This is a genomic window from Zunongwangia sp. (assembly GCF_048269745.1).
Lineage (GTDB): Bacteria > Bacteroidota > Bacteroidia > Flavobacteriales > Flavobacteriaceae > Zunongwangia.
The window spans coordinates 70316-86028 of sequence record NZ_JBLXIB010000012.1; the positions used below are offsets into that span (position 1 = coordinate 70316).

Here is a 15713-nt window from a genome sequence, read left to right on the forward strand (position 1 = left end):
TTCCCTATTAGTAAAATGCTTGTATTAAGCAATACAATAATAAAAAACTAAAAATATGAAAAAATCTCTACTTTTTAAAGTAGATAGGACAACTATTGCTCAGATTCTTGTTAAAATAGTTGGTGTTTTTTTACTGGTCTTTTCTTTCGTTACCAGTAATCAAGTCTACTCGAAAGAACTTCAAAATCAATTCATAACCATTACTGCAAAACAAATTCGAATTCAGGATTTATTTGATAGAATCGAGAAAGAAACCGACTACCTTTTCGTTTATAGTGTTGATGATATTGATATTAAAAGAAAGGTAAATGTCGATGTTAAAGATATCGATATCCTTACTTTACTCAATAAAGTTATTCCTACCGATAATGTGGTTTTTAAAAGAATCAAAAATCAAATTATTATACGCAAAAAAACAGCACAAGAAGATCAGTCCTCTTCTAGTAGCTATTTAATGCAGCAGCAAAAAAATGTAAAGGGAATAGTGAAAGATGAAGAAAATTTTTTGCTCCCCGGGGTTAATGTGATCGTAAAAGGAAGCAGCCGGGGTACCGTTACCGATATGGACGGGGAATTTAATATTAGAACTAGACCCAGTGATACCCTTGTTTTTAGTTTCGTTGGATATAAAGAACAAGAAATACCCGTGGGGAGTAAGTCTGAATTTGATGTGCAAATGAAACTTGGTTCTCAATTGTCTGAGGTAATTATAACCAGTAGCTATGGTACAAAGGTGAAAAAGGAAAACGAAGTAAGTAGTAGTTTTACAGTTGAAGCTAAACAACTTAAAAGTTTACCGCAGCAAAGGATAGACAAACTGTTGGATGGAATTGTCCCGGGTTTACAATATAATCCGCAGTCTCAAGATGCCAGCAGTACTCGTTCAAGGAATTCCGTAACTATTCGGGGAGAAGCATCATTGGGTGCTTCTAATGAGCCTCTTTGGATAATCGATGGAACCAGAATGCATACGGGAGGAAAAACTAATATGATTACTGGGCTTAGCACTAGCGTAAGTCCTCTTTCGTACATCAACCCCCAAGATATTGAAAGTATCAGAGTTTTGAAGGATGCTGCAGCCACCTCTATATATGGTGCAGATGGGGCTAATGGTGTTATTCTTATTACAACTAAAAGAGGATCGAGCGGTAAATTGCAATTTGATGTATCGCTTCGCAGAGGACAATCTCTCATTAATGATGCTACTCGTTTTAAAGTACTCGATGGAAATCAATATTTGGATTTAGCTCGTGAGTCTTTTGAAAATGCTGGGAATGATATGCGGTATTTTCCTTTTACAGATAATGAATCTAACCAATATAGTACCACAAATACCGATTGGTACGATACATTCTATGATATAGGGAGTAATTCATTATTGAATATATCGGCAAAAGGAGGGAATGAAAAGGGGACATATTATATTTCAGGTTCTTATTTCAACGATGAAAGTACAGTGGTTGGTAATGATACACAGCGTTTCGCTTTACGTACCCGTAATACTGCCCAGATCACTTCTAAGATGGATATAGATCTTTCGTTGTCGGCTTCCTATAACCTGAACCAAATATTTAATCCGGGATCTGATTACTATGAAAATCTTCCAATAATTTCACCATATAATCCTGATGGGACTTTTAGACAATATTATAGTGTTATTGAAGGTAGTAACCCTGATGGTTCTCCAAAATGGGTAGATAAGAGATTCTATAATTCTTTAGCAGAGCGGGAACAAAATGATAATAATCAAAAAGCTTTTGCTTTTCAGGGGAATTTCAAATTCTCTTATACTCCAATCGAAGCATTAAAATATACAGGACAGTTTGGAGTGGATTATCAGAGCAATACAGAGGAGATCTATAGGTCAATCAAAAATTGGTCAGGTAAGGACACTAATGGTAACCCGCTTGGTGAGGCCTATAGTAACCAATCCAATTTTTTGAACTGGACAATGATTCATAGACTGAATTTTCAAAAACAATTAAATAAGCATCATATTAGTGGAGTAGTGGGATTTGAAATGAATTCTTCCGAAAATAATTTTACAGGTGCAAGAGGTACAGGATTTGTTAATGACTATCTAAGAAGAGTTTCTCTGGCTGAAGATAGATATGGATCCGGTAATTATTATGAACGAAATAGCCTCTCTTATTTGGCTCAAATGTCCTACAATTATAATGATCGTTACAATGCTAGCTTGAGTTTTCGACGGGATGGAAATTCTAATTTCGGAAAAAATGTTCGTTGGGCTGAATTCGCATCAGCTGGAGTATCATGGAATATTCATAATGAGGAATTCTTTGAAAGCGAAATTGTTAATTTTCTGAAACTTAAAGCTTCTTACGGAAGTAATGGAAACAGCCGTATAGGTTCACAGGAATCGAATGGGGTATATGATATTGGGGATAGTTATTATTATAATGGTAAGCCAGGAGCTACTATGACTACCCCTGCAAATCCTAATCTAAGTTGGGAAACTACTTACATGGCCAATCTAGGTCTGGATTTAGGATTATTTAATCAGCGAATTAATCTGGCTCTGGAAGGCTATCGAAATAAAACAGTTGATTTGTTGAGCCAGTTAGATGTAAGTAGGACTATCGGAGCATTAAAAATCTTTAGGAATGTTGGTTCTATTGAAAATAAAGGTTTGGAAGCAACTATCAGAACTCAAAATATAATAACCGATCAGTTTCAATGGAATACCACACTAATCGCTTCAAGAAATGAAAACAAAATTCTAGAATTATACAATAATATACCTAAAAATAATGATAAAACAAGATGGGAAGAGGGAGCTGATATAAATACTTTCTATCTAATTCGATGGGCAGGAGTTGATCCCAGAGATGGATATCCACTATGGTATGATAGCGATGGAAATGTAACCAGGCAATACAGTGCCGATAATAGAGTAAAATATAAAAGTTCGACACCAGAAGTATATGGAAGTTTGAGAAACACTTTCAAATACAAAGACTTTAGCTTATCAATTCAAGCATCATATACAATTGGAGGTTATTCTTTCAGCCCCTTTGGAAGGGACGTGAATTCTGATGGTTTAAATATTATGGATGGAAATCAATCTATTGATCAGTTAAACAGATGGCAACGTCCTGGAGATGTTGTTTCTATTCCGCAATTAATGTGGGGAGTAAGTACGCGATCGACTATGAACTCTACTAGATATCTCTTTAATAAAACCAATATTAGATTGCAAAACGTAGCGTTAAATTATTTTTTTCCAGATAAAATAACGCAAGAATTAGGTGTTCAACAATTTGGGTTGTCCCTAATTGGAGATAACCTGGGGCTCTGGACACCATATGATAATAATAATAAAAACTCTTATCGAAATAACATGAGTGGATATCCACTAGAGACCATGATTTCTTTAGGGGCAAATATTCAATTTTAAAAAAGAATTATGCTAAGAAATTTAAAATTTGGCGCAATTATATTTTTCAACCTTCTGTTATTTTCAGGATGTGAGAATTTTCTTGAAGGAGATAATGCTGGTCGAGCTTCAATCCCTGTATTTTTTTCTGATGTTGATGGTATAACGTCAGCTATTATTGGAAGCTATAGCCGGGTATATGAGTATTATGATTCTGAATTTTATCTCTATCCAGAGGTTGCTGGTGATTTATTACAGCTAAGTGCCATAGGAGAAAATGTGAAAATGTTTTCGCAATATAATTTTGTCTCTGAACCAGATCAGGAAGCAACAGCAGTTGGACATATTTGGGCTAAAGGTTATGAAGCCTTGGCTAATGTGAATAATATTCTCGAATACCAACCTGTTTTGTTGGAAAAATTCCCAAACAGTTCCGATGATTTGCTAATAATTAGAGCTGAAGCTTTGTTTTTAAGAGCCTTGATTCATTTTGATCTAGTAAGAACATATGCACAAACTTATACTTATACTGAGGATGCATCTCATATTGGTATTCCAGCTCTTACCTTAACACCGGCAGAAAATGAGTTGAATGCCAGAAATACAACAGCTATCGTATATGATCAAATCATTACCGATTTACAGGAGTCAATTGATCTTTTTTCGGAATTCCCGGAAACGGAACTTATGCCTTATAGAGGATCTGAAATGGCTTCGAGATCTTTACTTTCAAAGATTTTTCTTTATATGAATGAATGGGAGAGTGCAAGTGAGCAAGCAAATATTGTATTAAGTACTATGGAGCTAACAGTCCATGATGAATATGTCGAAATGTTCAGAACCTTAGAACCTGGAGCTGAGGCTATTTTTATGTTGAGCGGTGAACAAAAAAAATCAAGTGTAGGAGTGTTTTATGCAACCTCCGATCCTGTCGCTACGGCTTCATCAAAATTAATAGATGTGTTTTCTGATACATCTGATGTAAGACTGGATTTATTACGTGAGAAATCGGGTACTTATCAAACATTGAAATATTCTCGTCCCGATGTTAATCAGACGGAATATGGAAGTGACCTTTATGTTTTAAGAGCTTCTGAAATTTTATTGATACATGCTGAAGCAGCCATAGAATTGAATGATTTCGTGGCGGCTAAAGAAGATATTATCCAAATTCAATCAAGGGCTTTAGGTGTCCCGAACGATAGCTTAGAAATTAATCTAAATACCAAAGATGAATTACTAGCGGTTTTAGAAAAAGAAAGAATAAAGGAACTAAATTTTGAAGGGCAGCGCCTTTTTGATATTACCAGATGGCATCACAACCTGAACAGGGATGAAAACACCTCTTCCAATGTCAAAGAATTAGCCTATCCCAGCCACCTTTTTGCGCTGCCCATTCCTTTAAGGGAAATTAATGCTAACGAAAATATTATACAAAATGAAGGTTACTAAATGTGCTTTAAAGTTCTTTTTTGTAGTTGTTTATGCAATGGGTATAGTTTCATTGATAGGCTGTAATAAAGATAATATAGAAGACTTTCAAGATGCGTATGTACATATCATGCAAAATGAGTCTAATATTATCACTGTAAATTCCAATAGAAAGGATATTGCTACTTACTATATCTACTATAGTACACCTGGCACTAATAAAGATCTTATGGTGAATTATAGAATTGAGCCTGGAAATGGACTCAAAGAAGGTCGCGATTATCAAGTAATTACTACTGAAAACCCGCTACTTTTTCCAGCAGGAATTTATCAAAGACCAATACAGATAAGATGGTTAGAGAGAGAATTAGATGAGACCCAGGACAATACACTTAGTATCATAATAGAGGATGTAAATAATAATGATGTCGCTATAGGATTACCAGGGCCAGCTCGAAATCAAAGCCAATTTATCATCAAAAAAGTAAATCCATAAATGACATATTTTAAAAGAATATTTTTCACCTTTTTACTTTGTCCTATTGTTGTTTTTAGTCAGCATATTAAGGAAGATCCTAAACTTATTTCGGGAGAACTAAACAATGGCTTAAAGTATTATTTATATCAAACTGATAGAGTTAAAGGTCAGGCAGAATTTCAAATGTTTCTAAAAGCGGGTTCTCTGCAGGAAAAAAATAACCAAAGAGGGCTAGCTCATTTTATGGAACATATGGCTTTTAATGGATCGACCCATTTCCCTGAGAATACTCTAATTGATTTTTTAGAACGTAATGGGGCTAAATTTGGTCATGATCTTAATGCTCATACCAGTTATGGAGAAACCATTTATAAATTAAAAATTCCAACTAAAAGGCAGAGTGTGGTCGATTCCACATTATTAATTATAAATGACTGGATACAAGGAATAAGCTTAGATAGCCTGGAGATTGAGAAGGAAAGGGGAGTAGTGTTGTCTGAATGGCTTTCTAAACAAAGCGGAAGTAAGAATACCCAAGATGCTTTTTTAGAACTTTTATTAAATGACTCAAGATATAGCGATAGAAAAGTAATTGGTGATACAGCTACCTTAAGAAACTTTAATCGAAAAGATATCAATGATTTTTATAATTCATGGTATGATCCTTCTTTAATGGCTATAGCAATTGCTGGTGACATCGATCCAGATTATGTTCTTAAAGAAGTTAAAGCTAAATTAGAAGATATAACATCGAAGAATATAGAAAATACTTCATATCCAATTAAAGATTTCGAAGAGTCTGAATATACTGTGATAACAGATGAGGGAACTAAAAAAATTGAACTTACGGGGGTTCAGTTATTAGAACCTTTTAGAAATATTAAAACTGAAACTGCGTTTTATCATTTTCTCCAAAAAAATCTTCTTAATGATCTATTTCAGGAACGATTGGATAATAAGTCTTTCTTAAACCCTGCATACGAAGGAGCAAGTATAAGTTTAGGTAATTATTTCCCTGTGAAAGCTGCGCTCATGTATACTGTGGAATTTCAAAAGGATTCTATCGATAAAGGGCTACAACAATACTGGTATGATGTAGAGCAAATTTTTCAATACGGTTTTACATCGATGGAGATATCTAAGATTAAAAAACAACTCCTTCAACAGTTGCGAAATAACACGGACAATAAAGAACAGCCTTCTTCAGGAAAAATGATTAAGGAAATGTATCAGAAATTTTTCTATGGAAATGCGATTGTAACTCCTGAAAAAGAGTTTGAATTGACTCAAAAAAGTCTGAAATCTATTGATTCTTTAAGTTTATTAAACTGCTTGAAAAATATTAGAAAGCAGAAACAAACAAAATATATTCTGACAGCAAATGAGTTGGATAAAAAGATATTACCTGATTCATCAGAATTTTATGCTCATCTCAATTTTGAAAAAGATGAAGTGCAACCATATGAAAGAAACTTGGATGTTCCTGAAAATTTACTCTCAGAACTCCCTAAACCTGGTAAAATTATTTCTAAAACATATATTCCTGAAATTGATGCAACGGAATATTTATTGTCTAATGGAGTGAAACTTATTTATAAACAAACAGATCTTGATAAAAATGCAATAATACTAAGTGGGTTTAGAAAGGGCGGATATTACGCACTTAAAGAACAAGATTATATCACCGGACTCTATGCCGCTCCTGTAATCTCTCTTAGTGGTTATGGTGATTTTAGCAGAGATGCGTTAAGCCAGTTTCTGGCTGGTAATAGTGCTAAAGCTACATTATTAGTAGATAAAACCAGAACAGGTTTTTATGCTAGTGCAGATAAAAGGGATCAGAAAACGGTTTTCAAACTTCTATATTTAAAATGGACTGCACCCAAAATGGATGTGAAAATTTTCGATGAAATTAAATCACGAACAATCGAATCTAAGCAGAATGAAATTTCTAAGCCTGCTGACTTATTTGGTGATAAAATAAAAAAAGCTTTAAAAGGGGAGGACTATGTTACTAGGAAGTTGAAAGTAGAAGATATTGAATCTGAATTAGATTCTTCCAAGATTATAGATACTTATCATCAGTTTTTTGGTGGTGCTGAAAACTATAATATTAGTCTAATATCAGATCAGCCTTTTGAAACTCTTAAATCCGATGTTTTGCAATATATCGCTACTTTACCTAAAGGAAAAGCAGCTACTACATACCGGTATCAGCCAAAGCATGTTTTGAAAGACGATGTTGTGATACAACAAAAAGATGGTGATAGTCCAAAAGTGACCGTCTCACTGATTTTTCAGCAAAATACTATTATGAAATCTTTGCCTGAGACCGACTTTTTAAATCAGGTGGTTAAAAACCTGATAAGAAACCGCTTGTTAAAAAAGCTTAGGGAAGAAATGGGGGCAGTTTATAGTGTTTCGGTATCGGCAAGTTCTACTAAACAACCTATAGCGCTGAGCAGACAGAGTATTAGTTTTGTTTGCGAACCAAAAGATGTGGATAAATTGATTGAAGAAACTGAAAAGATTCTTTCCGCTATGGCTGCAGGCAATTTTTCGCAGGAAGAACTTTCGAAAATAAAAACGAACCTAAAGAAAATGGATGATCTGCTAAAGCAACGAAATACCTATTGGACAAAAGCCATACGTGAACATTATTTCAATCATTTTAAGAATTGGGATGCGGTTACAAATTATAAGGAAAGAATAGATGCAATAAGTAAAAATGAAATTGCTGAAGTAATTAAAGCATATTTTAAAAATTCGCCATCTATAAAAGCAATTTTATGGCCTTCCACAGAACATATTAACAATCAATAATAACTCAAATTAAACTTTATGAAAACTAAAATTAACGTTCTTTTATTATTAATAGCCTGTACTGGTTTTTTTACCTCTTGTAGCAGTGATGATGACAGTTTGCCATCAGAATCTGCTGTAGTAGGAATGTCGTCTTTCGGCTTTTATCAGGAAGATAACGATCAATTAGTTCAGGATTATGTAATAGAAGAATTATCGGGAAACTCAATAAGCTTTGCATTACCTTCACAGGTTGATGTAACAAACCTGGTAGCAAGATTTACAACTACTGAAAATGATATTGTTACCGTTGGAGGAGCTAACCAGATGAGTGGTGAGACTGCAAATGACTATAGTGCAGCAGTAGAATATCTTCTTACTGAGGAAAATACTAATGAAATATATACCGTGACTATAACAAAAATGGCTAATGCGGTATGGTCTCAATTAACAGCTTATGATCAGGAGGTGAAAGATATTTCCTTAAGCATTAACCCTACAAATGCTATGCCTTATATCGGTTATATTGCAAATGCAGAGGAGTATGAGGATAGAAGATTAAACCTTATTTCTTATCAGGATAATATTTGGAGTCGAATAGGTGCAGCTGACTTTAATTCAGCAAGAGCAAAAGATGCAGATCTTGCTTTCTCTCCTGAAGGAACTCCTTTAATATCATTTGGTGATTATTCTGTTGATCCATCTCAGGTTTCTTTAATGGAATATACAGATAATTCCTGGAACTATGTCGGACAGCCTGGTATCTCCGAAGGAGAAAGAAGTTATAGAGAATCAGCATTAGTAACTGGGGAAGATGGTGCTATTTATAACTTTTACATAGATAATGATCGTCAACTAAAATTAAAAGCTTTTGATGGAAATGCATGGAATACTATTGCAATTTCAGGAGTAAATTCTCCAAGTGTCGATCTTGATGCGGTATATGAAAATGGTGCTTTATATGTAGCAACAATAGACAGAACGACTCTTCAGAGTGTATCTGTATTCAAGTATGAAAACGGAAACTGGACGACACTGGCAGATCAAATGAAAGAAGCTCCTGAAAATGCTATAAGAACTTACAGAATAGCTATGGATGTGGATACTGAAGGGAATGTTTATTTAGCTTATGCAGAAGATGATGCAGCTGCAGGAACAGATTATCAGGTAAAAGTGAAAAAGTACACAGCAGCAAGTAATTCTTGGTCAATTTTAGGAGATCTTATTCCAGATGCTTCTTACCGATCATTTGATATTGCCATTGATGCTTATGATAATCCAATGCTTTTATATAGAAATGCATCTGATAACCCAACAACATTAGCATTTGATGATGAAGTTAACAACTGGGCTTCTCCTGTGGTATTATCAAATAATGAAGCTGATGATGTAGAATTGGAATATGCCGCAAATGGAATAGGATATGCTGCTTATACAGTAGGTAATCAACTTTATTTGCATAAATATGATTCTCCGGATAATCAGTAATTTAATATAATTACATAAAAAGGGCGGAAATTTTTCCGCCTTTTTTATGTCTCAATTTAATATCGATGATTAAAAATATATTCATTTTAATATTCTTTTTAGGATTTAGTTTTGATACGTTACTATCACAAGAATACTATGATATAAGTGGAAAAGTATGTTTAAATGAAGATCTGCATAATAAAAAATCACGTGGTATAGCGGATATATATTTATCTGATGGTGAGCATCTTTTTAAAACAGATAAAGCAGGGAATTATCGTGCTAAAATAAATATAGGATCTCCTTTCTTTATCATTCTTCCTTCTGGTTACGAAATGAATAATACTTCATGGTACCGATCTAATCCAAAAGATGGAGAACAAATAAATTTTGAACTTCAAAAGGAGTCGGTTTCTAAGAACTTCAATTTTCTTGCTATTGGAGATGTTCAGGTAGGATCCATGGAAGAAATGAATATGGCAGATGTTGGCTTCTTTCGTGAAATAGCGAACCGAGACGATTTCGATTTTGGAATGTATCTTGGAGATTTAGTGAATGATAAAACAGAACTCTTCCAACCTTTACGTCAGTCTATTCAAAGTAGCTCAAAACCCTATAGAGTAGTTTATGGAAATCATGATTGGAAGCATGGTGCGTTACATGATCTACAAGACAAACCATTTGAAAAGAATTTTGGCCCTAAAAATTACGCATTTGAAAAAGGGAATGTACTTTTTATAACTTTAAATTCGATTTATCCTGTTGGGAAATATGGCTATAAAGGAATATATAAGGCTGAAACAATCTCTTTTGTTAAAGAGCTTCTTGATAAGGTGCTTAAGAAAAATCAGTTGATTATTATCAATCAGCATATCCCATTACGCTGGATGAAAAATAAAAATGAACTCCTAGAATTATTAAATATCGATCATGAGGTTTTAGTTCTTAGCGGACATACGCATAGTATTAATAGATTTTTCTACTCAAGAAAGAATAGATCAGATATTCAGGAAGTTGTGTGTGGAGCCGTTTCAGGAAATTGGTGGACGGGACAGAAGAATTGGGAAGCTATGCCTCTGGCTCTTATGAAAGATGGTACGCCAAGAGGCTATTTTAAGATTTCGGTCTTTAATAATAAATATAAATTAGCTTATAAAGCAGTAGGATTGGATTCAAAAAGGCAAATGAATACTTGGTTTGGATCATTAAATAATAAGCACATAGCAAACTCTATAGATACCACGAGCACTAAGCTTATTCTAAATTTATATGCCGGATCTAATAAAACTAAGGTAGAGATATTTGTAAAAGACAAGTTTGTGGGGAACATGAAAAAAATCAACTCTGTTGATCCTTATATTAACCGTATCAAAGTATTACAGGATGAAGGGGTGTATCCAAATAAAATGAGTCAGAAATCCCCTTATCTTAATACGCCTTCTTCTCACATATGGACTATGGATATGTCGAATTTGAATCTTGAAAATTTTAATTTATTAGATATTGAAATAGATGATCCATTCCTTGATTCTTTAAATTATTCGATTAATTTTCGCGATTTTAGAGAATGATTTTAAATAATCCTTGACAAAAGATTTGTCGAAAGTTGTTAATGTTAAAAAAATGTAAATGATTTTTTTAAATAGTTGCTGAATTCAGATTTTGTGAAGAACCATTGTTGGGTAATGGTAAACTCTATGAGTAGTGGCAGATTGCTTAGTAATCTTTTGTCAAATCGAAATGCAGTTTGAGCGGACTGAAAAATCGGAATTCACTACAGCGTCTGCCATTACTTATATGTTTTTATTAATTTCTAAACAAATATTTTATATTTTGTGGTTTTTCTCCTACACGCCTAATTGCGTAAGGCCACCAGTCTTTTCCATAAGGCAAATATAATCTAAGTTTATATCCATTATTTACCAATTCTTTTTGATAATTTACTCGAACTCCGAATAGCATTTCAAACTCGTATTCATTTTTTTTCCAACCCATTGTGTTTGCTTGTTTGTTGATGTAATCTATTATTTTGTCATCATGTGTTGCAAAAATTGGATAAAATTTACTTTTTTTAGCTTCATCTGAGAGCATTAGGGTTGCAAGTTTTCGATAAGCTTTATCAATATCCTCTTTAGATTTAAATGCTATTGTTTTATTTTCAGCAAAAGCTCCTTTTACAAGTCGGACAGCGCTATTGCTTTTTATAATATTTTTTAAATCCTCCTCGGTTTGATATAGATATGCTTGCAAGGTAATTGCTGTAGGTATTTCTTTTTCTTTGAGTTTATTGTAAAAATTCAAAGTCTCTTTGTAGACACTAGAGTCTTCCATATCGAGCATTAAGAATGATTTTTTAGAAGTATCCAATTGTTTAAGTTGATTTTCTTTAATTTTTTTACCTATCGTTACTAAATTCTTATAACACTTTGATTTATCAATTTGAAGTCCCACTTGGGTTGGGTCTACTGAAATATGTATATCGAGGTTGTTTTGTGATAATAATTTAGACATTTGCTGAAGAGAATGGATTGTTTTATTAATAACAATCATATCTTTCTCATACTCTCCTAAATAAAATAAAGAAGTATAAATCTTTTCATTCATTAAGTTGATTACTGTCTTTATAGCTTCATTTTTATTTTGCCCACCAACGAATCTAGTCGCTAGTTGATGGAGTTGTCTCCTTGATTGAAAGAATATTTTTAACTTTTCACTTCTCGCTAAGAATATCATAAGTTTTTGCCACATAATCTTAATATTTTAAGTTGTATTTAATGTTTTACAAAATTAAGAGATATGATAGTGAAGTTGTCTTTTGAATCAAAAGCTCATATAAATTATTATCTTTGAATCATAGGAAATAGTCAAATTTAGCTTTGATATTGATGGATAAACTAAGTAAGAACATTATAAAAGTATTGCAAGATAATTCTCGTTCTACATATGCCGAGATAGGCCGTAAAGTTGGCTTATCTGCTCCTGCTGTGGCTGAACGAATTCAGAAACTTGAAGATTCAGGTATTATTGATGGATATTCTTTAAAATTGAATAAAAAAAATCTTGGATTACATGTAGAGGCTATTATTTATTTGGATGTTTTATTCTTGAATTTCAAAAAATTAATCGATGATTTAAGTGATATTCCAGAAATACAAGAGTGTTTAAAAGTAACAGGAAAGCATAGTATCATTTTAAAAGTTGCGGTTGAAGATAACGAAGCATTAGAACGTGTTATTGACAAAGTTTCTTTATATGGTCAACCTCAAACCTCTTTAATACTTTCAAGTTATACAAACCCATGATCGGTTTAAATAAGGCACGAGCCGTTTATACACTGTTGTAAGATTTTTTATATTTATATTAATTTTTTATGTTTTATCAAGTTATCAAAAATTTCCGAAGAAATGAGCATTGCAGCTGACGGTTTCTTTCTGTTAAGATTAAAATAACTTCATATCGAAATGTAAAATTATAAAGTCAATATTTAAGAATTTTGATTCTTTTGTGAATTGTTCTTTATCAATGTATTCTCAACCTTTTCTATGCAATAAAACCGTTCTGATTTTATCATTTTCTAATTCAAATAACTTTTAAAAATCACCTTTGGTCTATAGATTTTCTATAGTCAAGATACTGACTTGTTTCACTTTATTAAAAAATTAGTAAGTATTGAGTTAAATACTTCTGAGTTATCTATCAATGATAAATGTCCTGCTTCTGGAATTACACGAAATTTTGCATTTGGTATTATTTTGGAAGCAGCTTCACCATATTTAACAGTGAATAATTTATCTTCCTTTCCCCAGATGATAAGAGTTTCATTTTCTATTTTAGATAATGACTCCTCTGGTATTTTGGAAACAGCGGCTCCTCGGCCTTTCCTGAAAGCATTTTTCCCTCCTTTATCTTTAATAACTGCAATTGAGTAGAGTCTGTGGTTAGGATCTCTTTTTTTAGGAGTGTGAAGTATATAATTGGAGTTAAACCAATCTGCTACTGAGGAAGGGGAATTATTTAGCCATACCATACCGACCATAGGTCAAAAAGAGACTTTTGCCCCCAAGCCTGCAGCATTAACTAAAACAAGTTTGTTCACCATATTAGGGTTATCCATAACAAACTGTAAAGCAATAGCTCCTCCTTGAGAGAACCCAACGAGATTGGCCTTTGATATTTTCAATTTTTCCATGAAACCTTTGAGCCATTTGGCGAAATATGGCCGATTATATGGAACATTATTAGGTTTATCTGATTCTCCATATCCAACTATATCTGGTGCTATTACTTGAAAATACTTAGAAAGAATACTAATTGACGGATACCAAGTAACACTACCTGCACCCGTACCGTGTAGTAAAATTACAGGGTAACCGTTTCCAGCCAACAGATATTTTGTTTTAATTTTCTTTACAGTTACTTCTTTTTGTTCAACTGTTCTATCTATCTTTTCTATTAGTTTTTTTCTATATGTTTTTTATTCATTCTTATCTTTAAATTTAGTTATAACGTTATTAATTCCAAGTTTTTTTGGTTTTATAAAGTCAAATTAACAGATTTTAAAATCCATTAAATTTTTATAAAACTTTAGAGTGGGGAAGAAGATATATTAATTCTAGCCAGTATTGCTAACTGTATTTATTTTATAAATTCTAAGGCTTTAATTGTAATTTCTTTTTCTTAGTTATAGGGAATAATTCTTTGTTTGTGTTTTCATTAGGTTCAATATTGGTAGTAAAAAAGTATGTGTTGTTTTTGTTTGAATATAACCTACAAACCATTGTAGTTTCTATTTCTAATGGATAAACCAGTTTTTGCGTATAATTTATATCTTTCCTTTTCTTCAATAAAAGAGATTCTCTTTAGGATTTCTTCAGTCCTTTTAGAAATTTTTAATTCTGAATTAACCAGGCGTTTTAAAAAAATTATTTATTGAAATTGATTGATTTTTGATATTCCTTCTAATCAGAATATGTCTAAATTTTTTGAAGTAATATTCATCTCTCCAAATTGTGCTTTTTGAAATATTCATTCATCCTTTTTTTTCCAATTTTATTGGCAATTTCTTGGTAACAAGGAATACAAGAATATTGAAAAGTATCTTTTAATATTAAATCTTGCTCTCAAATTTTATAAGCTCTTTTTTCTCCATTCCATTTAAATAATGTACTGTTATTTTCAACAACTTCAGTTTCTAAAGCAATTATAGAATGCAGAATTTTATATATAGAAGCGCGTAAATGGCCTATTTTAGCCCAATTAAAGTTATTTGAGTAGAACAATCTTTTTGTGCATCATAAATCAGTATAGAACCATTTACATTACTTGAGTTTATAATTGATTGAAATTCGGGCTTAAGTATTTCTTTTGTATTTGTTGTTTTATTAAAAGAAATTAAAATACTTATAGTTAAGATAATATTTAAGATTACGGCTACAAAGCCAAGAATATTATTGAAAAACAGTTTGAATCTGTATTCAAACATTCTTAATGATACTAAATAATGGATGTTTATTGTATGTTTTCTCCTAAATGCAATATTTTATCCAACCATTTTTTCTTAAAATCAGAACTTGAATTTTTAATTGGTGAAATATAAGTTACTTTAACAGGATTAATCCCACAAAATTGCAAAGTTCCTTTTTTAAATTGATTTATAGCTGGCCTTTTCATAATTAAATAATCATACCATTTTGGTGTGTCAGCCGTAATAATTAAACGTGCTGATTTTCCTTTTAAAAGCTTCTCAGGTAATGGTTTTCCCTCAATTGGCTGATAAGTAATTCCAGGTAAAAATGTTCTGTCAATAAATCCTTTCATTAATGCAGGGTAGCCATACCACCACATTGGGAATATCCATACAATATGGTCTGCTTTTTTTATTTTCTCAATTGCATTGACCAAATCGGGTTCTAATTCCATTCTTTTTCGATAGCCAAATTTCAAGTTAGGATTAAATTTTAATTCAGAAATGTTAATTTGAGTCAATTTAGATTCGGTTTTATTTGCTCCTTTTATATAAGCTTCTGATAAAGCATAATTAAAACTCTCTTTATCAGGGTGTCCATTAATTATAAGTACTTGTTTCATGTTTATTCTATTTTTTTCAAAGAACTATACATTTAAATTACTTTAAAA

Annotated in this window: 11 protein-coding genes and 1 pseudogene; 7 read left to right on the forward strand and 5 right to left on the reverse strand. The window is 32.4% G+C overall.

Going from position 1 to position 15713, the window contains the following annotated elements; genetic code table 11:
- Window positions 1-55: 55 nt before the first annotated feature.
- From ACN0WI_RS13575 to ACN0WI_RS13600, 6 genes are all read left to right on the forward strand, one after another.
- A complete protein-coding gene (locus ACN0WI_RS13575; RefSeq protein WP_417887519.1) occupies window positions 56-3418 on the forward strand; it encodes a SusC/RagA family TonB-linked outer membrane protein in 3363 nt (1120 codons plus the stop codon).
- 9 nt (window positions 3419-3427) lie between these two features.
- On the forward strand, window positions 3428-4849 hold the full coding sequence (locus ACN0WI_RS13580) for a RagB/SusD family nutrient uptake outer membrane protein (RefSeq protein WP_417887520.1): 1422 nt from the start codon (window positions 3428-3430) through the stop codon (window positions 4847-4849).
- Complete coding sequence (locus ACN0WI_RS13585) at window positions 4812-5324, forward strand: hypothetical protein (RefSeq protein ID WP_417887521.1); 513 nt, start codon at window positions 4812-4814, stop codon at window positions 5322-5324. The genes ACN0WI_RS13580 and ACN0WI_RS13585 overlap by 38 nt, the downstream gene beginning before the upstream one ends.
- On the forward strand, window positions 5325-8129 hold the full coding sequence (locus ACN0WI_RS13590; RefSeq protein ID WP_417887522.1) for a M16 family metallopeptidase: 2805 nt from the start codon (window positions 5325-5327) through the stop codon (window positions 8127-8129).
- Window positions 8130-8147: 18 nt separating this feature from the next.
- Complete coding sequence (locus ACN0WI_RS13595; protein WP_417887523.1) at window positions 8148-9596, forward strand: hypothetical protein; 1449 nt, start codon at window positions 8148-8150, stop codon at window positions 9594-9596.
- Between the two features lie 65 nt (window positions 9597-9661).
- Window positions 9662-11149 carry a calcineurin-like phosphoesterase C-terminal domain-containing protein gene (locus ACN0WI_RS13600; RefSeq protein ID WP_417887524.1) on the forward strand — a complete coding sequence of 496 codons (1488 nt, stop codon included), beginning with the start codon at window positions 9662-9664 and terminating at the stop codon, window positions 11147-11149.
- Between the two features lie 235 nt (window positions 11150-11384).
- On the opposite strand, the gene ACN0WI_RS13605 is transcribed toward ACN0WI_RS13600, so the two are convergent.
- Entirely contained in the window at window positions 11385-12326 is a 942-nt protein-coding gene (locus tag ACN0WI_RS13605) for a proline dehydrogenase family protein (protein ID WP_417887525.1), read from the reverse strand.
- Between the two features lie 137 nt (window positions 12327-12463).
- Between ACN0WI_RS13605 and ACN0WI_RS13610 the strand changes: the two genes are divergently transcribed.
- Window positions 12464-12880: an Lrp/AsnC family transcriptional regulator gene (locus ACN0WI_RS13610; protein ID WP_417887527.1), complete on the forward strand. Its 417-nt coding sequence runs from the start codon at window positions 12464-12466 to the stop codon at window positions 12878-12880.
- 341 nt (window positions 12881-13221) lie between these two features.
- Here ACN0WI_RS13610 and ACN0WI_RS13615 read toward each other — a convergent pair whose 3' ends face one another.
- The 4 genes and pseudogenes from ACN0WI_RS13615 to ACN0WI_RS13630 all read right to left on the reverse strand — a co-directional run bounded on the left by ACN0WI_RS13615 (window position 13222) and on the right by ACN0WI_RS13630 (window position 15665).
- Window positions 13222-13614 carry an alpha/beta fold hydrolase gene (locus tag ACN0WI_RS13615; RefSeq protein ID WP_417887529.1) on the reverse strand — a complete coding sequence of 131 codons (393 nt, stop codon included), beginning with the start codon at window positions 13612-13614 and terminating at the stop codon, window positions 13222-13224.
- Between the two features lie 3 nt (window positions 13615-13617).
- Window positions 13618-13962 (reverse strand): alpha/beta fold hydrolase, encoded by a 345-nt coding sequence (locus ACN0WI_RS13620; RefSeq protein WP_417887530.1) that lies wholly within the window; start codon window positions 13960-13962, stop codon window positions 13618-13620.
- A 265-nt stretch (window positions 13963-14227) separates the two neighbouring features.
- A pseudogene (locus tag ACN0WI_RS13625) lies at window positions 14228-15060 on the reverse strand (penicillin-binding transpeptidase domain-containing protein).
- Window positions 15061-15086: 26 nt separating this feature from the next.
- Window positions 15087-15665, reverse strand: coding sequence for an NAD(P)H-dependent oxidoreductase (locus tag ACN0WI_RS13630; protein ID WP_417887531.1), 579 nt, complete (start codon window positions 15663-15665; stop codon window positions 15087-15089).
- Window positions 15666-15713 lie beyond the last annotated feature (48 nt).